General features: G+C 58.4%; 22 protein-coding genes and 1 tRNA gene. 8 read left to right on the top strand and 15 right to left on the bottom strand.

Annotated features, from left to right (window positions below; all coding sequences use genetic code 11):
• Window positions 1–701: 701 nt before the first annotated feature.
• The 3 genes from G5253_RS10155 to G5253_RS10145 all read right to left on the bottom strand — a co-directional run bounded on the left by G5253_RS10155 (window position 702) and on the right by G5253_RS10145 (window position 1993).
• Complete coding sequence (locus G5253_RS10155) at window positions 702–1070, bottom strand: CopG family transcriptional regulator (protein ID WP_216952276.1); 369 nt, start codon at window positions 1068–1070, stop codon at window positions 702–704.
• A gap of 1 nt (window position 1071) precedes the next feature.
• Window positions 1072–1719, bottom strand: coding sequence for an AAA family ATPase (locus tag G5253_RS10150; protein ID WP_216952274.1), 648 nt, complete (start codon window positions 1717–1719; stop codon window positions 1072–1074).
• 97 nt (window positions 1720–1816) lie between these two features.
• Complete coding sequence (locus G5253_RS10145; protein WP_266135227.1) at window positions 1817–1993, bottom strand: hypothetical protein; 177 nt, start codon at window positions 1991–1993, stop codon at window positions 1817–1819.
• 748 nt (window positions 1994–2741) lie between these two features.
• Here G5253_RS10145 and arcA point away from each other — a divergent pair.
• The 4 genes from arcA to G5253_RS10125 all read left to right on the top strand — a co-directional run bounded on the left by arcA (window position 2742) and on the right by G5253_RS10125 (window position 7565).
• On the top strand, window positions 2742–3962 hold the full coding sequence (gene arcA / locus G5253_RS10140) for an arginine deiminase (protein ID WP_005339718.1): 1221 nt from the start codon (window positions 2742–2744) through the stop codon (window positions 3960–3962).
• Between the two features lie 62 nt (window positions 3963–4024).
• Window positions 4025–4951, top strand: coding sequence for a carbamate kinase (gene arcC / locus G5253_RS10135; RefSeq protein WP_005339719.1), 927 nt, complete (start codon window positions 4025–4027; stop codon window positions 4949–4951).
• A gap of 79 nt (window positions 4952–5030) precedes the next feature.
• Entirely contained in the window at window positions 5031–6035 is a 1005-nt protein-coding gene (gene argF / locus G5253_RS10130) for an ornithine carbamoyltransferase (protein WP_005339721.1), read from the top strand.
• A gap of 123 nt (window positions 6036–6158) precedes the next feature.
• Window positions 6159–7565 (top strand): YfcC family protein, encoded by a 1407-nt coding sequence (locus tag G5253_RS10125; RefSeq protein ID WP_201943563.1) that lies wholly within the window; start codon window positions 6159–6161, stop codon window positions 7563–7565.
• 132 nt (window positions 7566–7697) lie between these two features.
• Here G5253_RS10125 and G5253_RS10120 read toward each other — a convergent pair whose 3' ends face one another.
• The 5 genes from G5253_RS10120 to G5253_RS10100 all read right to left on the bottom strand — a co-directional run bounded on the left by G5253_RS10120 (window position 7698) and on the right by G5253_RS10100 (window position 10607).
• Entirely contained in the window at window positions 7698–8189 is a 492-nt protein-coding gene (locus G5253_RS10120) for an arginine repressor (protein ID WP_005339728.1), read from the bottom strand.
• Between the two features lie 200 nt (window positions 8190–8389).
• Window positions 8390–8854: an aspartate carbamoyltransferase regulatory subunit gene (gene pyrI / locus G5253_RS10115; RefSeq protein WP_005339730.1), complete on the bottom strand. Its 465-nt coding sequence runs from the start codon at window positions 8852–8854 to the stop codon at window positions 8390–8392.
• 15 nt (window positions 8855–8869) lie between these two features.
• Entirely contained in the window at window positions 8870–9790 is a 921-nt protein-coding gene (gene pyrB / locus G5253_RS10110) for an aspartate carbamoyltransferase (protein ID WP_005339735.1), read from the bottom strand.
• Window positions 9771–9965, bottom strand: a complete 195-nt coding sequence (locus G5253_RS10105; RefSeq protein WP_013724188.1) for a hypothetical protein — start codon at window positions 9963–9965, stop codon at window positions 9771–9773. The genes pyrB and G5253_RS10105 overlap by 20 nt, the downstream gene beginning before the upstream one ends.
• Before the next feature lie 99 nt (window positions 9966–10064).
• Complete coding sequence (locus G5253_RS10100) at window positions 10065–10607, bottom strand: hypothetical protein (RefSeq protein ID WP_266135226.1); 543 nt, start codon at window positions 10605–10607, stop codon at window positions 10065–10067.
• Between the two features lie 201 nt (window positions 10608–10808).
• Between G5253_RS10100 and G5253_RS10095 the strand changes: the two genes are divergently transcribed.
• A tRNA-Trp gene (locus G5253_RS10095) sits at window positions 10809–10885 on the top strand.
• A 145-nt stretch (window positions 10886–11030) separates the two neighbouring features.
• Here the strand turns inward: G5253_RS10095 and G5253_RS10090 are convergent.
• Complete coding sequence (locus G5253_RS10090) at window positions 11031–11903, bottom strand: LysR family transcriptional regulator (RefSeq protein WP_266135225.1); 873 nt, start codon at window positions 11901–11903, stop codon at window positions 11031–11033.
• A gap of 100 nt (window positions 11904–12003) precedes the next feature.
• Here G5253_RS10090 and G5253_RS10085 point away from each other — a divergent pair, with 100 nt between their 5' ends.
• Both G5253_RS10085 and G5253_RS10080 read left to right on the top strand, forming a co-directional pair.
• Window positions 12004–12501 (top strand): lactoylglutathione lyase family protein, encoded by a 498-nt coding sequence (locus G5253_RS10085; RefSeq protein ID WP_266135224.1) that lies wholly within the window; start codon window positions 12004–12006, stop codon window positions 12499–12501.
• Between the two features lie 207 nt (window positions 12502–12708).
• Window positions 12709–14601, top strand: coding sequence for a methyl-accepting chemotaxis protein (locus G5253_RS10080; RefSeq protein ID WP_128815732.1), 1893 nt, complete (start codon window positions 12709–12711; stop codon window positions 14599–14601).
• A 65-nt stretch (window positions 14602–14666) separates the two neighbouring features.
• Here the strand turns inward: G5253_RS10080 and G5253_RS10075 are convergent, their stop codons facing one another.
• The 6 genes from G5253_RS10075 to G5253_RS10050 form a co-directional block, all read right to left on the bottom strand.
• Window positions 14667–15131 carry a gamma-glutamylcyclotransferase family protein gene (locus G5253_RS10075; RefSeq protein ID WP_215806574.1) on the bottom strand — a complete coding sequence of 155 codons (465 nt, stop codon included), beginning with the start codon at window positions 15129–15131 and terminating at the stop codon, window positions 14667–14669.
• Window positions 15128–15775, bottom strand: coding sequence for a pyroglutamyl-peptidase I (gene pcp / locus G5253_RS10070; RefSeq protein ID WP_254204540.1), 648 nt, complete (start codon window positions 15773–15775; stop codon window positions 15128–15130). The genes G5253_RS10075 and pcp overlap by 4 nt, the downstream gene beginning before the upstream one ends.
• A 14-nt stretch (window positions 15776–15789) precedes the next feature.
• A complete protein-coding gene (locus G5253_RS10065) occupies window positions 15790–16713 on the bottom strand; it encodes a DUF979 domain-containing protein (RefSeq protein ID WP_266135223.1) in 924 nt (307 codons plus the stop codon).
• Window positions 16713–17408 carry a DUF969 domain-containing protein gene (locus G5253_RS10060; RefSeq protein ID WP_005341931.1) on the bottom strand — a complete coding sequence of 232 codons (696 nt, stop codon included), beginning with the start codon at window positions 17406–17408 and terminating at the stop codon, window positions 16713–16715. The genes G5253_RS10065 and G5253_RS10060 overlap by 1 nt, the downstream gene beginning before the upstream one ends.
• A gap of 417 nt (window positions 17409–17825) precedes the next feature.
• Window positions 17826–18338 (bottom strand): lipocalin family protein, encoded by a 513-nt coding sequence (locus G5253_RS10055; RefSeq protein ID WP_216979911.1) that lies wholly within the window; start codon window positions 18336–18338, stop codon window positions 17826–17828.
• Between the two features lie 17 nt (window positions 18339–18355).
• Window positions 18356–19258, bottom strand: coding sequence for an AraC family transcriptional regulator (locus tag G5253_RS10050; RefSeq protein WP_019446575.1), 903 nt, complete (start codon window positions 19256–19258; stop codon window positions 18356–18358).
• A gap of 156 nt (window positions 19259–19414) precedes the next feature.
• Between G5253_RS10050 and yqhD the strand changes: the two genes are divergently transcribed.
• Window positions 19415–20578 (top strand): alcohol dehydrogenase, encoded by a 1164-nt coding sequence (gene yqhD, locus G5253_RS10045; protein ID WP_040070066.1) that lies wholly within the window; start codon window positions 19415–19417, stop codon window positions 20576–20578.
• Window positions 20579–20827 lie beyond the last annotated feature (249 nt).

The following is a 20827-nucleotide window of genomic DNA, read 5'->3' as shown; positions in this document are numbered from 1 at the left end:
CATCGTGGCGCCCTTTTCATATGTATTTTTGCTTAAGCAGCGGGTCGGAAAGGTTCTGGTAAGAAGTCTCTGCGCTGAGGCAAGCAATTGAGAGCCAAGCAAGGGGACGGTGAAATGCAGATAAAAAGATGGGGGCGACTTGCGTCGCCCCCGGTAGTCGTATCGCTCAGATCCTTGAACGAAGTTGCTCCCTGCAATCCCTGACTGTTTACCTCTTCCTTTAGGTTTCCCCTTCCCAATCCTTTGGGGTGTCCTTTAGCCATCTTGGCCTGACGAGTCATCCTGTCCCGTCGCACTTTCTCCGTCCCGGGAGGTGTCCTTTACCACATCCTGTGGTGAGTCCATTTGCCCAACCCTGGCAGCCAGTCTTCCTGACCGACTTCATTGCGTCCGTGCATGAGTAACTATAAGGATTTTCTAACCGGCTACAACGTCAGAATGGAAAACGTTTTTTCTATTAGCTGTTCTGAAAGTGGTGTGTTTCGATTTATTCATTTATAAACAGATACTTAAGTTAATCGCCTTCACGTTTTAAGATCCTATCTTCCGATTATCTCGAGGATCTTTTAGGCTGTTTACTTACATGTGGAATGGCAGATCTCTTACACGGGATTTTGGTTACTTTGGAAACAGATTCTGTGCTCTGATGGTGATCACCCAATGTGGGTGTGACGGCAGGAAAAGAGCAGTGAATGGGGTATTTATAGGTGCTGGTTGAGGCGCTCATAGATGGTTTGGCGCTCTTCAGGGGTGAGCGAAGAGAAGTAGTGGGTAAAGAGGCGCAGTAGCAGGGACTTGTTCATGCCGTCTTGTTGGGTCAGATTACCCAGCTCATCGATGGCCACTGTACTCATGGAGAAGGTCGCTTTTTTAAAACTGGGCTTCAGATGCTCACCACTCTCGATAAAGGCCAGTGCCGACAAGGCTTCATCCCTATGCAGACTCAACTCAAGGCTGACAACCTTGGGTTTACCCTTGGCGTAGAACTCAGCATCTTCGATAAATTCATCGACAGTGAACTTCTTCTGGTGATGCAGCTGATGCTTTTTCTTCAGATCCGCCAAGCCCATCTCATACCCCCACTTTCAGGAACTCTTTGGCGATGGCCCGGATCTCTTCGGCAGATTTGCCATCCGGTTCTATCTCCATCACCGATAATCCCTTTTCCTCACTATCGTCGTAGACGTTGCGGCCATAGGTGATGGAATTCAGTACATCGACTCCGAACGAGGCACATACCTCTTTGGCCTCGAGAATCCGCTTTACCTGATTGGGCAAAGATGGACATTGGGTCAACACAACGGCTGCATTGAGGGTCGGATTGACCATCTTGCAGGTGGTGATCAGATCTTCCATATGGGGCAGGGTCTTGAGGTCGCGGCGTTTCGGGCGCAAGGGGATCAGGGCGTGGGTGGCGACAGCCATGGTGGAGCGCAGTGCCCGGTTGTCTTGCCCGCCGCAATCGACGATGACGTAGTCATAGCGATTTTTCAGGCTAAGCAGATCGTTGCGAATATTGCCATAGAGCTGAACGCAGTTGATTTGTGGCAGATCCGGGTTGTCGTTGCGTTCCTGAATCCAGTCCGAGGTAGTGCGTTGCGGGTCGCAGTCGACCAGTAACACCTCTCCCTGAAATTGGGATCTGAGGTAGACCGCCAGATTTTGCGCCAGGCAGCTCTTGCCACTGCCACCCTTCTCCCCACCGACCAACAAGATCATGACGTTCCCCTATCCATGAGAAAACCGCTGATTTCAGTATAGGAGGGGGTTGGCTCATCACAAGGCGAGAGGAGTGATGCTCCTCTCGTTCTGCAGGTTAATAGTCAACACTGCCGCCATGCCAGCGGCAGACATAGTCGGGCACCAGCATCTGGGGAGCCTTGTCGACATGGCAGACCACCATGGGTATGGCAGGGGCTCCTTCAGCCTGACTGAGGGTGGGGAGCGCAGAGAGCAGCAAAGTCGCGAGCAACAGCATGGGTTTCATCTTCATAACAACTCCTTGGTAGTGTCATTCCTGTGTGATCCGGATCACTTTCTGAGTTAAGTCGAGGTTGGCGCCAGCGCAAGGTGAGGTGAATAAATTCAATTAATGAAAAAAGTATCAAAAGGCGTTGTGGTGACCGACGAGGATGGCTGCCCACCTTGATGCGGACTTTGTGCATATTAAGTTGAACCGCAAAAAGAGGCGGTGACTTATGAGGCTGGGCCTGATGGGGTTGGCGTCAATGCCATGATCTGGAACAAGAAAAGATTTATGCAGTGAATGTGGTCGATGTGAGTATTTATTTCTCCCGCGTTCCTCTCGTTACGGCGATGTATTCAATACACAGGTAGTAATATTCAGATATTATTTTAGTTGCCACCCATTTCATTGTTTTTTAATGGGTTTTTGTTTTTTTCTTTTAATCTTTCCAGTGAGTTGGCATGAATAAAAGTTGAATCAACCTGAAATATATCGGGGTGGTTTTGCATGAAGATTCAGGGTTTGCTGAGAGGAAAATGCGTAAATTGCTACTGGAGTCATAGATTGAAAGGTGAATATATTCAGTTCAAAGTGAATGTGATCAATGTCTAAGTTTATTGCTATTGGCAGGTCTAACCTCGGCTTCGAAAGGCAAAGGCAGGATAGAACATAAGCCGATTACCCTACATAAAGAATATCCCGCCTTAGCCACGAGCATGAATAGAAGGAATCTATTCAATCACTCGCAGGGACCACTGCTAGACGGAATATAATCATGAGCAAATTTTATGTAGGTTCTGAAGTTGGCCAATTGCGCCGTGTCATGTTGCACCGCCCCAACCTCAGTCTGAAGCGTCTGACTCCTTCCAACTGCCAGGATCTGCTGTTCGATGACGTCCTGTCTGTTGAACGTGCCGGTCAGGAGCACGACAAATTCGCTCAGGTACTGCGCGATCAGAATGTCGAAGTTTTCCTGCTGACCAATCTGCTGGCGGAAACCCTGGATGTGCCGGAAGCCAAAACCTGGCTGCTGCAACATCAGGTCTCCGACTATCGCCTCGGCTCTTCTTTTGCCAACGACGTGCGCTGCTTCCTGGCTGACATGCCGCACCGCGAACTGGCCCGCATTCTCTCCGGCGGCCTGACTTACTCCGAGATGCCCTACAGCGGCGTCAACATGGTAGTGGGCATGCACGCTCCGACCGATTTCATCATCGAGCCGCTGCCCAACCACCTCTTTACCCGTGACACCTCCTGCTGGGTTTATGGCGGCGTCTCCATCAACCCGATGGCCAAGCCGGCTCGTCGCCGCGAGACCAACCATGTGAAGGCCATCTACCGCTGGCACCCGATGTTTGCCGGCCAGGACTTCATCAAGTACTTCGGTGACGAGGAGCGTGACTACGACAACTCCACCATCGAGGGTGGCGACGTACTGGTTATCGGCCGCGGCGCCGTGCTGATCGGCATGTCCGAGCGCACTACCCCGCAAGGTGTCGAGCACCTGGCTCGCAGCCTGTTCAAACATGGTCAGGCCAAGCAGGTCATCGCCATGGAGCTGCCGAAACATCGCAGCTGCATGCACCTGGATACCGTCATGACTCACATGGACATCGACACCTTCTCCGTCTATCCGGAAGTGATCCGCAAGGATGTGCAGTGCTGGAGCCTGACTCCGGGCGGCGCCACCGGCATGAACATCAAGGAAGAGGGTTACTTCGTCACCGCCATCGAGAAAGCACTGGGCGTGGATCAGCTGAAGATCATCACCACTGGCGGTGACAGCTTCGAAGCCGAACGCGAGCAGTGGAACGACGCCAACAACGTACTGACCGTACGTCCCGGCGTGGTGGTGGGTTACGAGCGCAATACCTACACCAACGAGAAGTATGACAAGGCCGGCATCACAGTTCTCTCCATCCCGGGTGATGAACTGGGCCGTGGCCGCGGCGGCGCCCGCTGCATGAGCTGCCCGATGGAACGCGACAGCATCTGATGAGACGGCGTGGCGCCGGCAGAAGCTGGCGCCACACAGAACCAAACTCGAGATTAACCACTATGAAAAAACCAACTGTCGTCGTCGCTCTGGGTGGCAATGCTCTGCTCCGTCGTGGTGAGCCACTGGAAGCGGATATCCAGCGCAAGAACATCGCCACCGCCGCCAAGACCATCGCCCTGATTGCTCAGGAGTACAACGTGGTACTGGTGCATGGCAACGGCCCGCAAGTCGGCCTGCTGGCCCTGCAGAACAGCGCCTACACCAAGGTATCCCCCTATCCGCTGGATGTGCTGGGTGCCGAGTCCCAAGGCATGATCGGCTACATGCTGATCCAGGAGCTGAAAAACCTGATGCCGAGCCGCAACGTCACCGCGCTGCTGACCCAGGTGCAGGTTGATCCCAAGGATCCGGCATTTGCCAATCCGACCAAATTTATCGGCCCCGTCTACGAAGAGGCTGAAGCCCGCACCCTGGCAGAAGAGAAGCACTGGGTGGTCAAGGCTGACGGCAAGTTCTTCCGCCGCGTAGTACCGTCCCCGCTGCCTCAGCGCATCGTTGAAGGCGATGCCATCGAAACCCTGATTGCCCAGGGCCACCTCATCATCTGTACCGGTGGTGGTGGTATCCCGGTGACCTGGGATGGCCAGAGCCTGACCGGTATCGAAGCCGTCATCGACAAGGACATGTCTGCCGCCTATCTGGCCAAGCAGATCAAGGCCGACGCCCTGCTGATCCTGACCGATGCCGATGCCGTCTATCTGGATTGGGGCAAGCCGACCCAGCGTCCGCTGCGAGTCACCAGCCCGGACGAGCTGGCCGGGGTCAAGTTCGATGCAGGTTCCATGGGGCCGAAAGTCGAAGCCTCTTGTGAATTTGTCAAAGCGACCGGCGGCATGGTCGGCATCGGCTCGCTGGAAGATGGCCTCGCCATCCTCAAGGGGGAAGCCGGCACCAATATCGTCGCCACCCGCACCGTACATGCGTAATTACCGACATCTGTACTGAGAATGCGTAGTCAACACTACTGCCCGAACTGGTCTGAAACATATATAGAGAGAACTCATCATGGCTTTTAATCTGCGTAACCGTAACTTCCTGAAACTGCTGGACTTCACCCCGCGCGAAATCCAATACATGATCGACCTGGCCATCGACCTGAAAAAAGCCAAATACGGTGGCTACGAGCGCAAGCATCTGGTCGGCAAGAACATCGCCCTGATTTTCGAGAAGACCTCCACCCGTACCCGTTGTGCGTTTGAAGTGGCGGCCTTCGACCAGGGCGCGCAAGTCTCCTACCTTGGCCCAAGCGGTTCCCAAATCGGTCACAAGGAGTCCATGAAGGACACCGCCCGTGTACTGGGTCGCATGTATGACGGTATCGAATACCGCGGCTACGGTCAGGAGATCGTGGAAGAGCTGGGCGCCTACGCCGGTGTCCCGGTCTGGAACGGCCTGACCAACGAATTCCACCCGACCCAGATCCTGGCCGACTTCATGACCATGCTGGAGCACGGCAAGGGCAAGCGTCTGGATCAAATCAAGTTCGCCTACCTGGGTGATGCCCGCAACAACATGGGTAACTCCCTGATGGTCGGCGCCGCCAAAATGGGCATGGACATCCGTCTGGTCGCGCCGAAAGCCTTCTGGCCGGAAGAGGAGTTGGTTGCCAAGTGCCGCCTGATCGCCGAAGAGACCGGCGCACGCATCACCCTGACCGAAGATGTGAAAGAGGGTGTGCTGGGTGCTGACTTCCTCTACACCGACGTCTGGGTATCCATGGGTGAAGCGAAAGAAGCCTGGGATCAGCGCGTCAAACTGATGACCCCGTATCAGGTCAACATGGATGTCATCAACGCCACCAAGAACCCGGATGTGAAGTTCATGCACTGTCTGCCGGCGTTCCACAACGACGAGACCACCATGGGCAAGGAAGTGGCTGACAAATATGGCATGAAAGGCCTGGAGGTGACCGAGGACGTGTTCGAATCCGAGCACAGCATCGTGTTCGACGAGGCCGAAAACCGGATGCACACCATCAAGGCAGTGATGGTTGCTACGCTGGGCGACTAAGGTCGCAGTAGTGGTGCCGGGGGGCGACCCCCGGCTTTTCGACCATGTGACAGCGGCATAATACCTCTAACCCTACAACCCGCAGCCTGCATGGATACCACACCCACAGAAGGAAGCTGGACCATGACCAAATTCAAGTTCCCGTCAGCCTACACGATACTGTTTGTGCTGATCGCCCTGGTGGCCGCCCTGAGCTGGATAGTGCCGGCCGGCAAATATGAGATGACCATGAACGAAGCCCTCGGCAAAGAAGTGCCGGTGGCGGGTACCTACAAACTGGTGGAGGGGAATCCCCAGGGGATCGTCGACGTGCTGCTGGCACCTATCGATGGCCTCTACAACCACGACACCTATGAGGCAGGCGCCATCGACGTCTCCCTCTTTATCCTGATCATCGGTGGTTTTCTTGGCATTGTGACCAAGACAGGTGCCATCGATGCCGGTATTGAACGTGTGACCGACCGCCTGCGCGGCCGGGAAGAGTGGATGATCCCGATCCTGATGGCGCTGTTCGCCGCAGGCGGCACCATCTACGGGATGGCCGAAGAGTCGCTGCCTTTCTACACCCTGCTGGTACCGGTGATGATGGCCGCACGCTTCGACCCTGTGGTGGCGGCTGCAACCGTATTGCTAGGTGCCGGTATCGGTACTCTCGGTTCCACCATCAACCCGTTTGCGACTGTTATTGCCGCCAACGCCGCCGGTATCTCCTTCACCGACGGTATCTGGCTGCGCGTTGCTATGCTGGTTGCCGGTTGGCTGCTCTGCGTTGCCTACGTCATGCGTTACGCCAAGATGGTGCGCAGCGATCCGAGCAAATCCCTGGTGGCTGACAAGTGGGAAGAGAACCGTGCCCACTTCCTTGGCAACAAGAGCGACCAGATGCTGGAGTTCACCCTGACCCGTAAAATCGTGCTGGGTATCTTCGTCGCCGCCTTTGCCGTGATGATCTACGGTGTGGCCGTGTTGGGCTGGTGGATGGCGCAGATCTCCGGCGTGTTCCTGGCTGCCGCCATCATCGTTGGTCTCATCTCCCGCATGAGCGAGGAGGAGCTGACCTCCAACTTTATCGACGGTGCCCGCGACCTGCTGGGTGTGGCGCTGATCATCGGTATCGCCCGCGGTATCGTGGTGGTGATGGATAACGGCATGATCACTCACACTATTTTGCACAGTGCAGAAGGGATCGTGACTGGCCTCTCCACCATCGTCTTTATCAATGTGATGTTCGTGCTGGAAGTGGTGCTCTCCTTCCTGGTGCCGTCCTCCTCCGGTCTGGCCGTACTGACCATGCCGATCATGGCGCCGCTGGCCGACTTCGCCAACGTGGGCCGCGACCTGGTGGTGACAGCTTACCAGTCTGCCTCCGGTCTGGTGAACCTGGTGACCCCGACCTCCGCCGTAGTGATGGGCGGTCTGGCCATCGCCAAGGTGCCTTATGTACGCTGGCTGAAGTGGGTGGCTCCGCTGCTCGCTATCCTGACCGTGCTGATCGTGGTCTGCCTGAGTCTGGGCGCCGTGCTCTCCTGAGAGATGACAAGCAAGATGAAACGGGAGCCTGCGGGCTCCCGTTTTTTATGGGCGCAAGAAGTGATGGGCACAAAATAGCAGGCAACAAAAAGGCGACCCGCGGGTCGCCTCAGTGCATTTGGGGGAGAGAGCTTAGCGGGCCTGCGCCAGTGTGCGCACTACGGCGGCGTGGGCCTGACGGGTGCGGCTGATGTGGCGCGGCGCGACCAGCACCACGTCATTGCCCGCGACGGCGCCCATGATCTCGGGATTGGCGTTGCGATCCAGCAGGCGAGCCACCACGGTGGCGGCCCCCGGAGTGGTGTGGATCAGCACCATCTGCTGGTTGTGTACCACTTCGCGCACCATGTCGTGGATCGAGCGGGTACTGCCGGCGGGCTCCAGCTGCTCATCGACCAGGGTGTAGACCTTCTTGCCGTTGGCATTCTGTGCCTTGGCCACGCCGAGACGGCGCAGCAGACGGGAGATGGTGGATTGGCTGATGTCGGCAAAGCCGCGCTCCGACAGCTCGCGGCGGATCTCTTCCTGGGTGCTGTAGCAGTGCTGACCGATGATCTGGCGACAGGCATCCAGCTGGGCCAGATCGGGCTCTTGGGCAACGGGACGACTGAGGGTTTTGACCACGGCGAATTCCTTTGATGATGACCGGAGGTAAACGCGCGATATCTGCCATAGCAGTCAGTTATCAGGCAAAAACACTGATAATCAATCTATATGCAGGGAATGAGCGGGCATTACCATCTTGCGATGGCAAATTATAGCTGACTGGAAATTCGGTGATGTGACAGGGTTCAAAAATGGGCCCCGCGGGGCCCAATCAGATATCAGTAACGCTCGCTGACGATGTCTTGAGTGAAGGACTTCTCGCAATATTTGCACTTCATCCGCACCACGCCTTTCACTTCGCGCACCCGGAAGTAGCTGTCAACCGGCTCGTTATGGGAGATGCAGTTGGAGTTGGGGCAGTGGAACACGCCGGCGATGAACTCAGGCAGCTCCAGCTGGTGCTTCTTCACCACATTGAAGTCTTCGATGATGTTGACGGTCGCTTTCGGGGCGAACAGCGCCAGCTGGTTGGCCTGTTGCTCGGTCAGGCGGGTGTTCTCAATCTTGATGAGATCCTTCTTGCCCAGCGCGCCGGATTTCAGGTTGAAGCCGACGGTGATCCGCTCCTGGGTTTCAACCAGCTGGAACAGCTTGAGGATCTTGATGCCCTGGCCAGCGGGGATGTGATCGATGACGGAGCCGTGACGGATGGCTTCGACTTGCAGTTGGTTCTTGTCAGACATGATATTCCCCTAAGCTCAGACAGTTTCGTTCAGTACCAGTGCCAGCAGCGCCTGGCGTGCATAGACCCCGTTCTCCGCCTGCTGGAAGTAGCAAGCGTGGGGAGTCTTGTCGACCGCCACATCGATCTCGTCGACGCGGGGCAGGGGATGCAGGATCTTCATGGTGGGCTTGGCCCCTTCCAGGGTCGCCAGCTCCAGAATGAACTTGGCGGCCATGTGCTTGTATTCGGTCTCGTCGAAGCGCTCTTTCTGGACGCGGGTCATGTAGAGGATGTCCAGCTCCGGCATCACCTCTTCCATGGTCTGGTGGACGCTGAACTGGATGCCCTTCTCTTCCAGCTCTTCGCAGATGTAGTCCGGCATCGCCAGCGCTTCCGGGGAGATGAAGAAGAAGCGGCAGTTGAACAGGCTGAGGGCCTGGGCCAGCGAGTGCACGGTGCGGCCATATTTCAGGTCACCGACGAAGGCGACGTTGAGGTTGTCCAGACGGCCCTGGGTCTCATGGATGGTGAACAGGTCGAGCAGGGTCTGGCTCGGATGCTGGTTGGAGCCGTCGCCGCCGTTGATGACCGGCACGCGGGAGAACTCGGAGGCCAGACGGGCCGCGCCCTCTTTCGGGTGGCGCATCACCACCGCATCCGAGTAGGAGCCGATGATCTTGATGGAGTCAGCCAGCGTCTCGCCCTTCTTGGCGCTGGTGTTGCCACCGTCGGCGAAGCCGATGATGTTGCCGCCAAGGCGCTGTACCGCGGTCTCGAACGAGAGGCGGGTGCGGGTGGAGGCTTCGAAGAAGCAGCTGGCAACCAGCTTGTCTTTCAACAGGCTGGTGTCAGGTTCAGCCTTCAACCGTTGTGCGGTTGAGACTACCAGTTCCATTTCTGACCGGGTCAGGTCCGAAATGGAGATGACATGTTTCTTATAGAGTGGATTGGTCATCGTCTGCATTCCCTTTGACATCATTGGAGGTTTTTCGGGCACAAAAAAAAGCCCCTGAAACAGGGGCTTTTTTTAAAAATAACTGGGGATCGTTGGGGTGGGAACCGGAAACAACGGGGCCGCTCTGGTGCGCACCACCCGTCTGCAAGGCTGTTTTCTGAATCAAAAACTGCATCGTTTCGTCCCGACCTTTTTCAAAACCGGACAGATTATAGGGCCGCTTTTTTAATTGTCAAAATTTTATTTATGATGCCAATTTCAGCATGAAAAACGTTTAAGTGACGGAAACATGACGACAAATCCACACCTTGTGCGTCTCTTGCAGCGATTCCCCATCGCGGGCCATGGCGCGCAAATAACCGAGTCTGTGGTGTCCTTCCAGCAGGCAGTAGGGGCGGGGTAGGGGATGACCGTTCGGGTAGCTGGCTCCCTCTTCCGGCACCAGCACGATGACAGGTTCGGGCCAGGTGCCTTCGCTCAGCATCTTCTCGCCGAGCCATGAGCGACGCACATAGCGGTTGCTGCACAGCATCTCGCCCCAGCGCTCGATCACCTCCATATGGCGGGAGTCCACCTGATCCACCAGTTGGGCGGTGGGCCAGCTTTCACAGGTGAACTGATGGTTGGCGAGATCGATAAAGCTCCAGTTGGACTCAAAACCGCGCCAATGACGGTAAATCCACTGGGAGAGCACATTTTCAGGAATAAAGGGCACCAGTGGTGCGACCCGTTCAAGATAGGCGGGCAGGGACTCTGTTTTGCGTTCATCCCTGAAGTTGAGGGGCGCCAGTTGTTGGAGCAGTCGGTAATTGAGCATAAGTGGCCTCCCGGTACCTGATTTCACCCTACCCCCATTAATGTCCCATTCCTACCCCGGCAGGGCTGCAAATACAGCAAGTTATCCCGCTTCGCTGCATAAACAACCGCGACTTGTTCGGGATTTGTGCAATCGCATCGAAAGCGTAAAAAAAGCCTTTACCTTTGATCTCCACTTTGTATACTACGCCTCGTTTGTTGCAGGGGCGTAGTTCCAATTGGTAGAACAGCGGTCTCCAAAACCGATGGTTGCGGGTTCGAGTCCTGCCGCCCCTGCCATTTTCAGAAAGGCCAGCTCATTGAGCTGGCCTTTCGCATTTCCGGCGTTCGCCAATTTATCCCTCTCTCCTTTCTCTTTTTCTTCTTGCGGTTAGCCGTCCGGTGACTGTGGCCACATTGATCTCGATGTCTGCCGCAAGAGCGTTCAGTGTGCTGCAACCCGCTGTTGCAGGACGGTGACCAGCCGCTGGTGGCGGGCGGGGAGCGGCCACTCGGCGCGGTAGATCAGCCAGAGGGTGTCGATCACCTCAATACTGCTCTGGATCACCCGGATCTTCTCCTGTTGGGCAAAGGCGGTGACGGCGAAGCGGGGCAGCACGGTAAAGCCAAGGCCACGGGCGACCGGCTCCAGGATCAGGCCGATCTGGTTGGTAAAGCCGCGCAGGGGGATCTCGTCAACGCGCTGGCCGGGGTAGCGTCGTCCCAACAGGCGCTGAGCCATGCTGCGGCCATCCGGATGGTCGATAAAGCCGAGCTGACAGAGGTGCTGCCAGCTCTGCTCCTCGCCATCGTTGGGCACCACCAGACAGAGGGGTTCGCGGGCGAAGGGCTCGGCGGCGATGCTGGGGTGCTCCGGCGGTTGATCCACCAGTCCCAGATCGCTGCGCCCTGCCAGTACCGCCTGCACTATGTCGGGGGTGGGGGCAAAGCGGTGCTGGATGGTGAGTCCGGGGTGCTCCTGTTGCTGGTCGAGCAGCAGGGGATAGAGCAGCAGACCGATGCTGCCCGGGGTGGACAGGGTGATGGCGCCGCGGTGAGGGTCATCGTCAGAGAGGCGCGCTCGCAGCTGTTCGGCGGCCTGCTCCTGCTGGCGGGCGAAGTCGAGCAGCACCAACCCGCGCGGAGTGAGCTCCAGCTGACGGGGCTTGCGCAGCAGCAGGGTGCCAAATTCGGCCTCGAGACGCGAGATATGCTGACTGACGGCGGCCTGGGTGAGATCCAGCCGCTCGGCGGCGCGGGTAAAGCTGCCGGTTTCATGCACCACCACCAGGGTGTGGAGCCAGAGTGGATTAACCATAAATTTAATTTATGTCTTCCATTAGTTTGACCTTATTTTTCATTATGGCGCCTCTTCCTATCATGTCACCTGTTTCCCACACACAATTTCAAGGTGACTTATGACTTACCCGCGCAACTTCTCCCACATCGGCATCACGGTGACTGACCTCGACAAAGCGGTCGAGTTCTATACCAAGGTGATGGGCTGGTATCTCATCATGCCGGCGACCACCATCACCGAGGATAACTCCGCCATCGGCGTGATGTGCAACGACGTGTTTGGCCCGGGCTGGGGCTCCTTCCGTATCGCTCATCTCTCCACCGGCGACAAGATCGGCATCGAGCTGTTCGAGTTTCCCAACAGCGAGCGCCGTGAGAACAACTTCGAATTCTGGAAGACCGGGGTGTTCCACTTCAGCGTTCAGGATCCGGATGTCGAGGGGCTGGCGGCGCGCATCGTCGCGGCGGGCGGCAAGCAGCGGATGCCGGTGCGCGAGTACTACCCGGGCGAGAAACCCTACCGCATGGTCTACATGGAAGATCCCTTCGGCAACATCATCGAGATCTACAGCCACAGCTATGAGCTGACCTACTCCGCCGGTGCATATCAGGGGTAAGTGACAGGCCGCCTTCGGGCGGCCTGCTGCTTTGTTGTTACAAGAGTCAGTAGCATGGAATAGCGATCTGGTTCACACGAATAGCGCGTTCTGTTGTTGATAGATGGGAAAATATACAGATTCACTAAAGTCTGTTCATATTGCGGCCGATAGCCTTTGATACATCAGGGTTTTCCCTGCCTGACACAACAACAAGGATTCGTCGTCATGACCCTCTCTCTGCGCGGCAAGCTGCTGGCCACCAGTCTTGGCGTAGTGCTGCTGATGGCATCACTGCTCGGCATCGTTGCCTTTCACACCCTAAAATCCCGCACCATGAGCGCCATCCAGAGCGAGGCGGTCAACTATGGCCACGCCTACTCGGTCGCCATCGGCGACTGGATGACGGATCGCAAGAACACCGTCCATGCGCTGGTCAACCTGATCAGCGATAACCCCCAAGCCGAGCTGGTGCCGCACCTGAAGCAGGCCTACACCTCCGGCGGCTTCGGCCTCACCTATTTTGGCTCCGCGCAGGGGGTGATGACCCGGCAGGATCCCTCCCTCAACACCGGCAACTATGACCCGCGCGAGCGCCCCTGGTATCAGGATGCGGTGAAGGCGGGGCAGCTGATCGTCACAGCCCCCTATGTCAGCGTCACCATGCAGAAGCTGGTGGTTACTCTCTCCGAGCCGGTGCGCCATCAGGGGGAGCTGGTCGGCGCCGTGGGGGCCAACCTGGCGCTCGACAAGCTGATCGACGAAGTACTGGCGATGAAGGTGCAGGGTGAGGGCTACGCCATGCTGCTCGACAGCAGCGGCCTCATCGTCGGCCATCCGCAGAAGGATCTGGCACTCAAGCCCATCGCCGAGCTGGCGCCGGGACTCTCTGCCGCCACCTTCCAGCAGTGGGGTCGCGAAAACAGCGAGCTGCACGCCGCCACCCTCGACGGGCGGGATGTGCTTCTGGCGGTACAACCGGTGCCGGGCACCGACTGGCTGCTGGCCATGGTGATGTATCGCGATGTGCTGGAGGCGCCGCTCAGCAGCCTGCTGTGGGAGCTGGTGGGGCTGACTCTGGTGCTGATGCTGGTATTCAGCGCTCTGCTCACTGCCACCTTCAAATACCTGTTCGCCGATCTCGGTCGGGTCGCGCACGCCCTGCACGACATTGCCCACGGCGAGGGGGATCTCACCGTTCACATCAACACCCACAGCAAGGATGAGGTGGGCCAGCTGGCACAGAATTTCAACCAGTTTGTGGCGCGGCTGCACGGCATCGTCAGCCGGTTGCGGGATGTGACCGTCGAGCTGGCGGCACAGTCCCGCGCACAGGCGGCCGGGGCGCAGGCCCGCAGCCAGCGGGTGCGCCAGCAGCAGGACGAGATCGTGATGGTGGCGACCGCGGTGACCGAGATGGCCTCCGCTACCCAGGAGATCGCCGGTAACGCCGAGTTTGCCGCCACTACCGCCACCGATGCGGTTGCACTGGCGGTCGCCGGTCAATCCCAGGTTGGCCAGAGTCAGCGCAGCATTACCGGTCTGGCGGACGAAGTGGCCGATGCCAGCCAGATCATCAACGAGCTCGACAGCCATGCCCAGAAGATCAGCGGCATTCTGGCGACCATCAGCGGCATCGCCGAGCAGACCAACCTGCTGGCGCTCAACGCCGCCATCGAGGCGGCCCGGGCCGGTGAGCAGGGCCGCGGTTTTGCGGTAGTCGCGGACGAGGTGCGGGTGCTGTCACGCCGCACCCACGACTCCACCGACGAGATCCAGCAGATGATCGAGACCCTGCAGCAGACCACCCGTCGCGCCGTGGGTGGCATGGAGACCAGCCGTCAGCTGGCGGGTACCAGCGTCGAGGATGCGGAAGCGGCCAACCAGAGCCTTGCCCGGATCAACGAGGCGATCGGCTCCATCAGCGACATGGCGACCCAGATCGCCGCAGCGGCCGAGGAGCAGACTTCGGTGACCGGCGAGATCAGCCGCAATACCGAGAATATCCGCCACGTCTCACAAGAGCTGGCCGAGCAGGCGGGCAGCGAGGCGGCGCAGGCGGCCGAACTCAAGTCGTTGACCGAGCGGCTGGAGCAGGAGATCGGCCGCTTCCGGCTTTAACATCCCGCCACGCCAGCAACAGAAAGGGCAGCCCGCGGGCTGCCCTTTGTTATTGTCGCTGACCGTCAGGCTGCGCTCTCCAGCTGCGCCAGATGGAAGGCGCGCCAGTTGCCGTCGGGCAGGTAGTGCTTGCCCTGCTGCCATTTGGGATCGTGCTGCACCACGTAGCGGTAGTGGTAGGCCTGCTGCTGGCCGACATAACGCCCCTGCACCGGGTCGAAGATCTCCACCTCGATGAGCTGGCGCAGATATTCGCTCTGGGGATCATCCTCGCCGTGGAAGTTCTCCATCTCGTCGAGCGCCGCGATGGCGGCAGGGAAGTCGTCCAGCACAAACAGCTCGCCATAGACCCAGTCATCCCCCTGCAGCAGGGCCGGATAGCCCTTGTGCTGCAGGTGATAGAGGGCACCGCGCACCCGGGCGCGTCGCGGCGTCTGGCTCACGTGGTGAGCCAGATAGCGGCGGTAGTTGAACAGCCCGTCCATCAGGCTGCCGTAGACGAACAGCGGGCGTGGCTGGCAAAGGCTCATGAGATCTCGCCGCCCACGACCTTGATATCGCCATCCTGCTGCAGCACCACCGCCTCGATGGCCAGCGCCAGCGCGCGGGTAATCTCGCTCATGGCGAGGCAGGGCTGGTTCACCTTGTCCGCTACCTGCTCGGTGATGTAGGGAACGTGGATAAAGCCGCCACGCACCGCCGGGAACTCTTTCTCAATCAGGTAGTGCAGCTGATACATGATGTGGTTGCAGACGAAGGTACCGGCGGTGTTGGAGACCGCCGCCGGAATACCGTTCTCCTTGATGCGCTGCGCCATCCCCTTGAGGGGCAGACGGGAGAAGTAGGCCGGTGCGCCATCGGCCTGAATCACTTCGTCGATGGGCTGCTGCTGCTCGTTGTCGGGGATGCGGGCATCGTCGATGTTGATGGCGACGCGCTCCGGGGTAATGGCGAAGCGGCCGCCTGCCTGACCGACGTTGATCACTACGTCAGGCTGGTGCTGGCGCATCAGCTCCGCCAGCAGGGTGGCTGACTTGCCGAATACGGTGGGGATCTGCGCCTTGATCACGGTGGCGTCCAGAATTGTCTCTGGCAGGCGTTTGACCGCCTCCCATGCCGGGTTGATGGGCTCGCCGCCGAAGGGGTCAAAACCGGTAATCAGTACTTTCATCATCTTCTCCCGAATGGTCAGAATGCCCAGAAATACATGAGTGCGATATGGATCAGCACCAGCGTCAGCGCCATCGGTACCTGCACCTTGATCACCTTGTTGAGATCCTTCATCTCCAGCAGGGCGGCGGGCAGGGCGTTGAAGTTGGCGGCCATGGGGGTCATCAGGGTGCCGCAGAAGCCGGCGGTCATCGCCAGCGCACCGGCCACCACCGGGTCACCGCCCTGGGCGATGACGAAGGGGATGCCGATGCCGGCGGTGATGACGGTGAAGGCAGCATAGGCGTTGCCCATGATCATGGTGAAGACCATCATGCCGAGGCAGTAGGCCACCACCCCGACGAAGGGGCTGCCGACCGGCACCACGGCGGAGATCCCGTGGGAGATGACATCGCCCACGCCGGATTTGTTGAAGATCACCCCGAGCGCGGCCAGCAGTTGCGGCAGAATGCCGGTAATGCCGACCTGCTGGATCATCCGGTCGGAGTCACCCACTACGGTAGAGGGGGTGGCACGAGTCAGCAGTACCGTGATGACGAAGGCGATGACCGCCGCCAGACCGATACCGACCTGACCGCCAAGGGGGGTGAACTGGGCGATCACCACCGCCAGCACGGCCAGCAGGATGCAGGGGAGGAAGATCCGGTTGCCGATGCGGCTGGCGTGGCGCTGGGACTCCTCCTCGCTCGCCTGCTCCAGCTTGCCGATCTTCACCTGCTTGAGCAGGGTGATGACCCCCATGGCGAGGATCAGCACGCCATTGATGACATTGGGGATATAGCTGCCGAAGGCAAACAGTACACCCAGAATGGTCCAGAACAGGGCGGTACCGATTTTGGCCGGGTGGCTGGGGTCACGCAGGACGCGCCAGGCGCTGCTGAACAGGATGACGCCGATCAGCACATAAAAGAATTCGAGCATGTTGGGGATGAGGGTCGCCATTATTGTTGCCCCTCCTTGTCGCTGCTCACGGTATATGTCTTGGCCATCTGACGGTCAAACCACATATTGGAAATAGCCACCATCAGCAGGGCGATAATGGCGATCGGCATGGATGCCTTGGCAATATCGACGGCAGAGACGCTATATCCAAGAGATTCAAATGTGCCGACGATCAGCAATACCCCGGCTGAGGCGACGAAGGTATTCTGGGCAAAGAAGTTGCCGTAGTTTTCGGTGGCGGAAACCCGCGCCTTGATATATTCCTCGTCCTCTTCGCTTAATTTGCCGTGCACCTTGGTGGCGGCTGCCTGAGTCATGGGGTTGACCAGCGGACGAATAAATTGGGTGTGACCCTGAACCCGCACCGAGAAGAGACCGGCCAGTTCGCGGATAAACATATAGAGGGTCATGAACTTGCCCGGGGTGAGCTTCTTGATCCGTTCGATCAGGGTGACCGCCTGCTGTTTGAGGCCGTAGCGTTCACAGATGCCGATCATCGGCAGGGTCAGCAGAAACAGTGTCACCATGCGGTTGGAGACGAAGGCTTCCCCCAGCAGGGAGAGGCAATCGGTCATGGAGAGACCGGAGACCAGCGCCGTGGTGACGGCGGCCACCAGTACGACGGCCAGAGTGTCGAGTTTGAAATAAAATCCCAATAAAATAATAAGAATTCCGCTTAATTTAATAAATTCCAATTAATCACCTCGTTAAAGTGAATATTTATATGCATTTTGGGGTGGCCGAGCTGTTTATCATCTGGTTACTGCGATGGCAACAAAAAATCCCCAAAAAGGGATTCGATTGGTTTTCTATTGGGGGTTTTTGCCGGTTTATTGTTCGCTGGTAAATGGTGAGTCCTGCACCGTCCAGGCTATTTTTTGCCCCCTAATCAGTCATTCAGATTATTTTGGGGTGCCTGGCGACAATATTGGGCTGACAATATGATCGCTATTCTCTTCCGTTGGTGGGTGATGGGGATTGTTGCGCAATGTCTATCTGGCAACCGTCAGCGAATGGCTGGGTATGACTGTGGTTGTGCGGAGCTGGGGTGAGGAAAGTGAAAGGGAGAGGCGGAGAGAACCGGTGGCGACGGCATCGCCACCGGTGCTGTCTCAGGGGGTCTGCTTGACCCAAATCAGCTGGTCGGTGGCAAAGCCCAGCGATTTCGCCTTGGCGATCAGCGCATCCACCTTCGCCTTGGGTGGGTTGGGTGAGCGGGAGAGGATCCAGAGGTAGTCGTGGTTGTAGCTGGTCACCAGCGAGAGCTGGTAATCGGGATCAAGCTCGATGACGTTGTAGCCGCCGTAGAAGGGGCCGAAGAAGCTCACCTTGAGCCGCGCCTCGTCCGGGTTGCCGACGAAGTAGGCCTTGCCCTCGGCTTCGCGCCAGCTGCCATCGCTCTGCTTGCCGCGGTTGAGCACCTTGACGCCGCCATCGTCCCGCAGGCTGTAGGTGGCGCTCACCTGCTCCAGCCCCCGCTCGAAGCTGTGGTCGAGGCGGGCGATTTCGTACCAGGTACCGAGATAACGATCGAGCTGGAAGCCGGTAACGGGGCGGATGCCATCGGCAATCCCGGTACAGGCTGTCAGCAGCAAAGCGGTGAACAGGCAAAGCAGTGAACGCATAAGTAATCCCTCTGTTGTTATCCCTCGATGATGCGCAGCTGGCCATCCCGGAAGCGGGAGGCCTGATCCGTCGGCGTGCTGCCGAAGAAGCGCTTGTACTCCCGACTGAACTGGGAGTTGCTCTCGTAACCGACTCTGGCCGCCGCGGTACCCGCCTTGATACCGTCGTGCAGCATCATCATCCGCGCCTTGTGCAGGCGAAACGACTTGATGTACTGCAGCGGCGAGGTGGCAGTGACCGCCTTGAAGTGGTGGTGAAAGGCGGAGACGCTCATGTTCACCTCCCGCGCCAGCTCCTCCATGGTGAGGTTGTCGGCATAACGGGACTCTATCATACGCAGCACCCGGGCGATCTGGCCCACATGGTTGTGGCGATTGGCGAGCGCCTGCAGCGCCGGGCCGCCCCCCTCGGTGAGGGCGTGAAACAGCATCTCCCGCACCGTCTGCGGTCCCAGCACCCTGGCGTGCAGCGGGTTGTCCATCAGCTCGATCAGTCGCTCGGCGGCGCAGAACATGGTTTCCGACAGGGGGACCGAGTGGACGCCGCTCTTTTGTGGCGCGGGGGCGGGCAAGGCATCGCCCAGCTCCAGCAGCAGCTCTTGCAGGGTGACCAGATCGATCTCGATGGTAAACCCGATAAGCGGCTGCTCGGGGGAGGCGAAGCACTCGCACTCGCAGGGGAGTGGCAGGGTCATCAGCAGATAGTGGTTGGGGTCGTAGCGAAACACCTGATCCGCCAGATAACCCACCTTGTGTCCCTGCAGGATCACGATCATCCGCGGTTGGTAGAGCACCGGGGTGCGGCCATGGTGCTCGGTGGTATAGATGAGGTTGACCTGTTTCACCGGTGATGGGGTGATGCCGGGGGCGGTGACGTGGCGGGTCAATCTGGCGGCGAGGTCGCTGTAACGGTTTTGCATGGCGCTCTTTGATTCGATAGTTCCGGTTTTCGCTGCTTTGTAGAAATAGGCAAGAATCAAGCAGGATGTTGTCTTGATGGTAGGGTGGTTCTGGAGAAAAATGCAATCACGATTTCGCGGCCAGGCCGCCCTGACTATCAGAAGAAGGCAATGTCGATGAACAACTTTACTCTCCATACCCCGACCAAAATCCTGTTCGGCCAAGGGCAGATCGCCCAGCTGCGCGAGCAGCTTCCGAGCGATGCCCGCGTCATGATCACCTACGGTGGCGGCAGCGTGGTGCGCAGCGGCCTGCTGGAACAGATCCGCAACGAGCTGGCCGGTATGACCCTGTTTGAATTTGGCGGCATCGAGCCGAACCCGGCCTACGAGACCCTGATGGGCGCCGTGGAGCTGGCCCGTGCCGAGCGGGTCGACTTCCTGCTCGCCGTTGGCGGTGGCTCCGTGCTCGATGGCACCAAGTTTATCGCCGCTGCTGCGCACTACGATTTGGCCAAGGATCCCTGGCACATTCTCGAGACCGTCGGCAGCGAAGTGCGTTCCGCCATTCCGCTCGGTTCCGTGCTGACCCTGCCAGCGACCGGTTCCGAAATGAATATGGGCGCCGTCATCACCCGTCGCAGCAGTGGCGACAAGGTGCACTTCTTCTCGCCGTTCGTGATGCCGCGTTTCGCCGTGCTGGATCCGGTGCTCACCTACACCCTGCCCGAGCGTCAGGTGGCGAACGGGGTAGTGGATGCGTTCGTCCACATCGTGGAGCAGTACCTCACCTATCCGGTCAACGCCAAGGTGCAGGATCGCTTCGCTGAAGGCTTGCTGCTGACCCTGATCGAAGAGGGCCCCAAGGCGCTGGCCGAGCCGCACAACTACGAGGTGCGCGCCAACATCATGTGGAGCGCCACCATGGCGTTGAACGGCCTGATCGGTGCCGGTGTGCCGCAGGATTGGGCCACCCACATGCTGGGTCACGAGCTGACTGCCCTGCACGGCCTCGACCACGCCCAGACTCTGGCGGTGGTGCTGCCTGCCCTGCTGCAGGCCAAGCGCAAACAGAAACATGCCAAGCTGCTGCAATACGCAGAGCGGGTGTGGGGTCTGAACAGCGGCAGCGAAGCGGAGCGCATCGACGATGCCATCGCCGCGACCCGCGACTTCTTCGAGCGGATGGGGGTCAAGACCCGACTGCGCGACTACGGTCTGAAAGATCTGGGTATCGACACCCTGATCGGCAAGCTGGGTGAGCACGGTATGACCCGTCTGGGCGAGCACGGCGACATCGATCTGGTGCAGAGCCAGCATATTTATGAAGCGGCCTGGTAAGGGCCGCCAATCGGTGCCAAACGGGCGAAACGATTGAATTGCCGGGGCCCTCTCCCGCCTTCTGGCGGCTGAGTGGCCCCGCTTTTGTTGGGAAAATGTTACTTTTTCGGCGTTTCGCTGCGAGAAGTGAGACGAAAGCGGATTTCGTAAGAACAAAAAACGCTAAGATAGAGGGCCGGTAAAACATTTTTTTTGACTGGTTGGATCACTTTTTTCAGCCGTTTTTACTGGTATAAGCCTCTAATTTGG

The sequence above is a fragment of the Aeromonas sp. 602658 genome (genome assembly GCF_049173005.1).
In the GTDB taxonomy this organism is placed as follows: domain Bacteria; phylum Pseudomonadota; class Gammaproteobacteria; order Enterobacterales; family Aeromonadaceae; genus Aeromonas; species Aeromonas veronii_A.
The sequence above is the reverse complement of the archived record's forward strand: the minus strand, read 5'-3'. Positions and strand labels throughout refer to the sequence as shown.

Coding starts and splice junctions, on each gene's coding strand:
- G5253_RS10125 (WP_201943563.1), top strand. CDS start 6,159: ATGACCAAATTCAAGTTCCCGTCAGCCTACACGATACTGTTTGTGCTG.
- G5253_RS10105 (WP_013724188.1), bottom strand. CDS start 9,965: ATGCAGTTTTTGATTCAGAAAACAGCCTTGCAGACGGGTGGTGCGCAC.
- G5253_RS10155 (WP_216952276.1), bottom strand. CDS start 1,070: ATGGGCTTGGCGGATCTGAAGAAAAAGCATCAGCTGCATCACCAGAAG.
- pcp (WP_254204540.1), bottom strand. CDS start 15,775: ATGATGAAAGTACTGATTACCGGTTTTGACCCCTTCGGCGGCGAGCCC.
- G5253_RS10050 (WP_019446575.1), bottom strand. CDS start 19,258: ATGCAAAACCGTTACAGCGACCTCGCCGCCAGATTGACCCGCCACGTC.
- argF (WP_005339721.1), top strand. CDS start 5,031: ATGGCTTTTAATCTGCGTAACCGTAACTTCCTGAAACTGCTGGACTTC.
- yqhD (WP_040070066.1), top strand. CDS start 19,415: ATGAACAACTTTACTCTCCATACCCCGACCAAAATCCTGTTCGGCCAA.
- pyrI (WP_005339730.1), bottom strand. CDS start 8,854: ATGTCTGACAAGAACCAACTGCAAGTCGAAGCCATCCGTCACGGCTCC.
- G5253_RS10090 (WP_266135225.1), bottom strand. CDS start 11,903: ATGGTTAATCCACTCTGGCTCCACACCCTGGTGGTGGTGCATGAAACC.
- G5253_RS10150 (WP_216952274.1), bottom strand. CDS start 1,719: ATGATCTTGTTGGTCGGTGGGGAGAAGGGTGGCAGTGGCAAGAGCTGC.
- G5253_RS10055 (WP_216979911.1), bottom strand. CDS start 18,338: ATGCGTTCACTGCTTTGCCTGTTCACCGCTTTGCTGCTGACAGCCTGT.
- G5253_RS10085 (WP_266135224.1), top strand. CDS start 12,004: ATGACTTACCCGCGCAACTTCTCCCACATCGGCATCACGGTGACTGAC.
- arcA (WP_005339718.1), top strand. CDS start 2,742: ATGAGCAAATTTTATGTAGGTTCTGAAGTTGGCCAATTGCGCCGTGTC.
- G5253_RS10075 (WP_215806574.1), bottom strand. CDS start 15,131: ATGAGCCTTTGCCAGCCACGCCCGCTGTTCGTCTACGGCAGCCTGATG.
- G5253_RS10145 (WP_266135227.1), bottom strand. CDS start 1,993: ATGAAGATGAAACCCATGCTGTTGCTCGCGACTTTGCTGCTCTCTGCG.
- arcC (WP_005339719.1), top strand. CDS start 4,025: ATGAAAAAACCAACTGTCGTCGTCGCTCTGGGTGGCAATGCTCTGCTC.
- G5253_RS10065 (WP_266135223.1), bottom strand. CDS start 16,713: ATGGCGACCCTCATCCCCAACATGCTCGAATTCTTTTATGTGCTGATC.
- G5253_RS10080 (WP_128815732.1), top strand. CDS start 12,709: ATGACCCTCTCTCTGCGCGGCAAGCTGCTGGCCACCAGTCTTGGCGTA.
- G5253_RS10100 (WP_266135226.1), bottom strand. CDS start 10,607: ATGCTCAATTACCGACTGCTCCAACAACTGGCGCCCCTCAACTTCAGG.
- pyrB (WP_005339735.1), bottom strand. CDS start 9,790: ATGACCAATCCACTCTATAAGAAACATGTCATCTCCATTTCGGACCTG.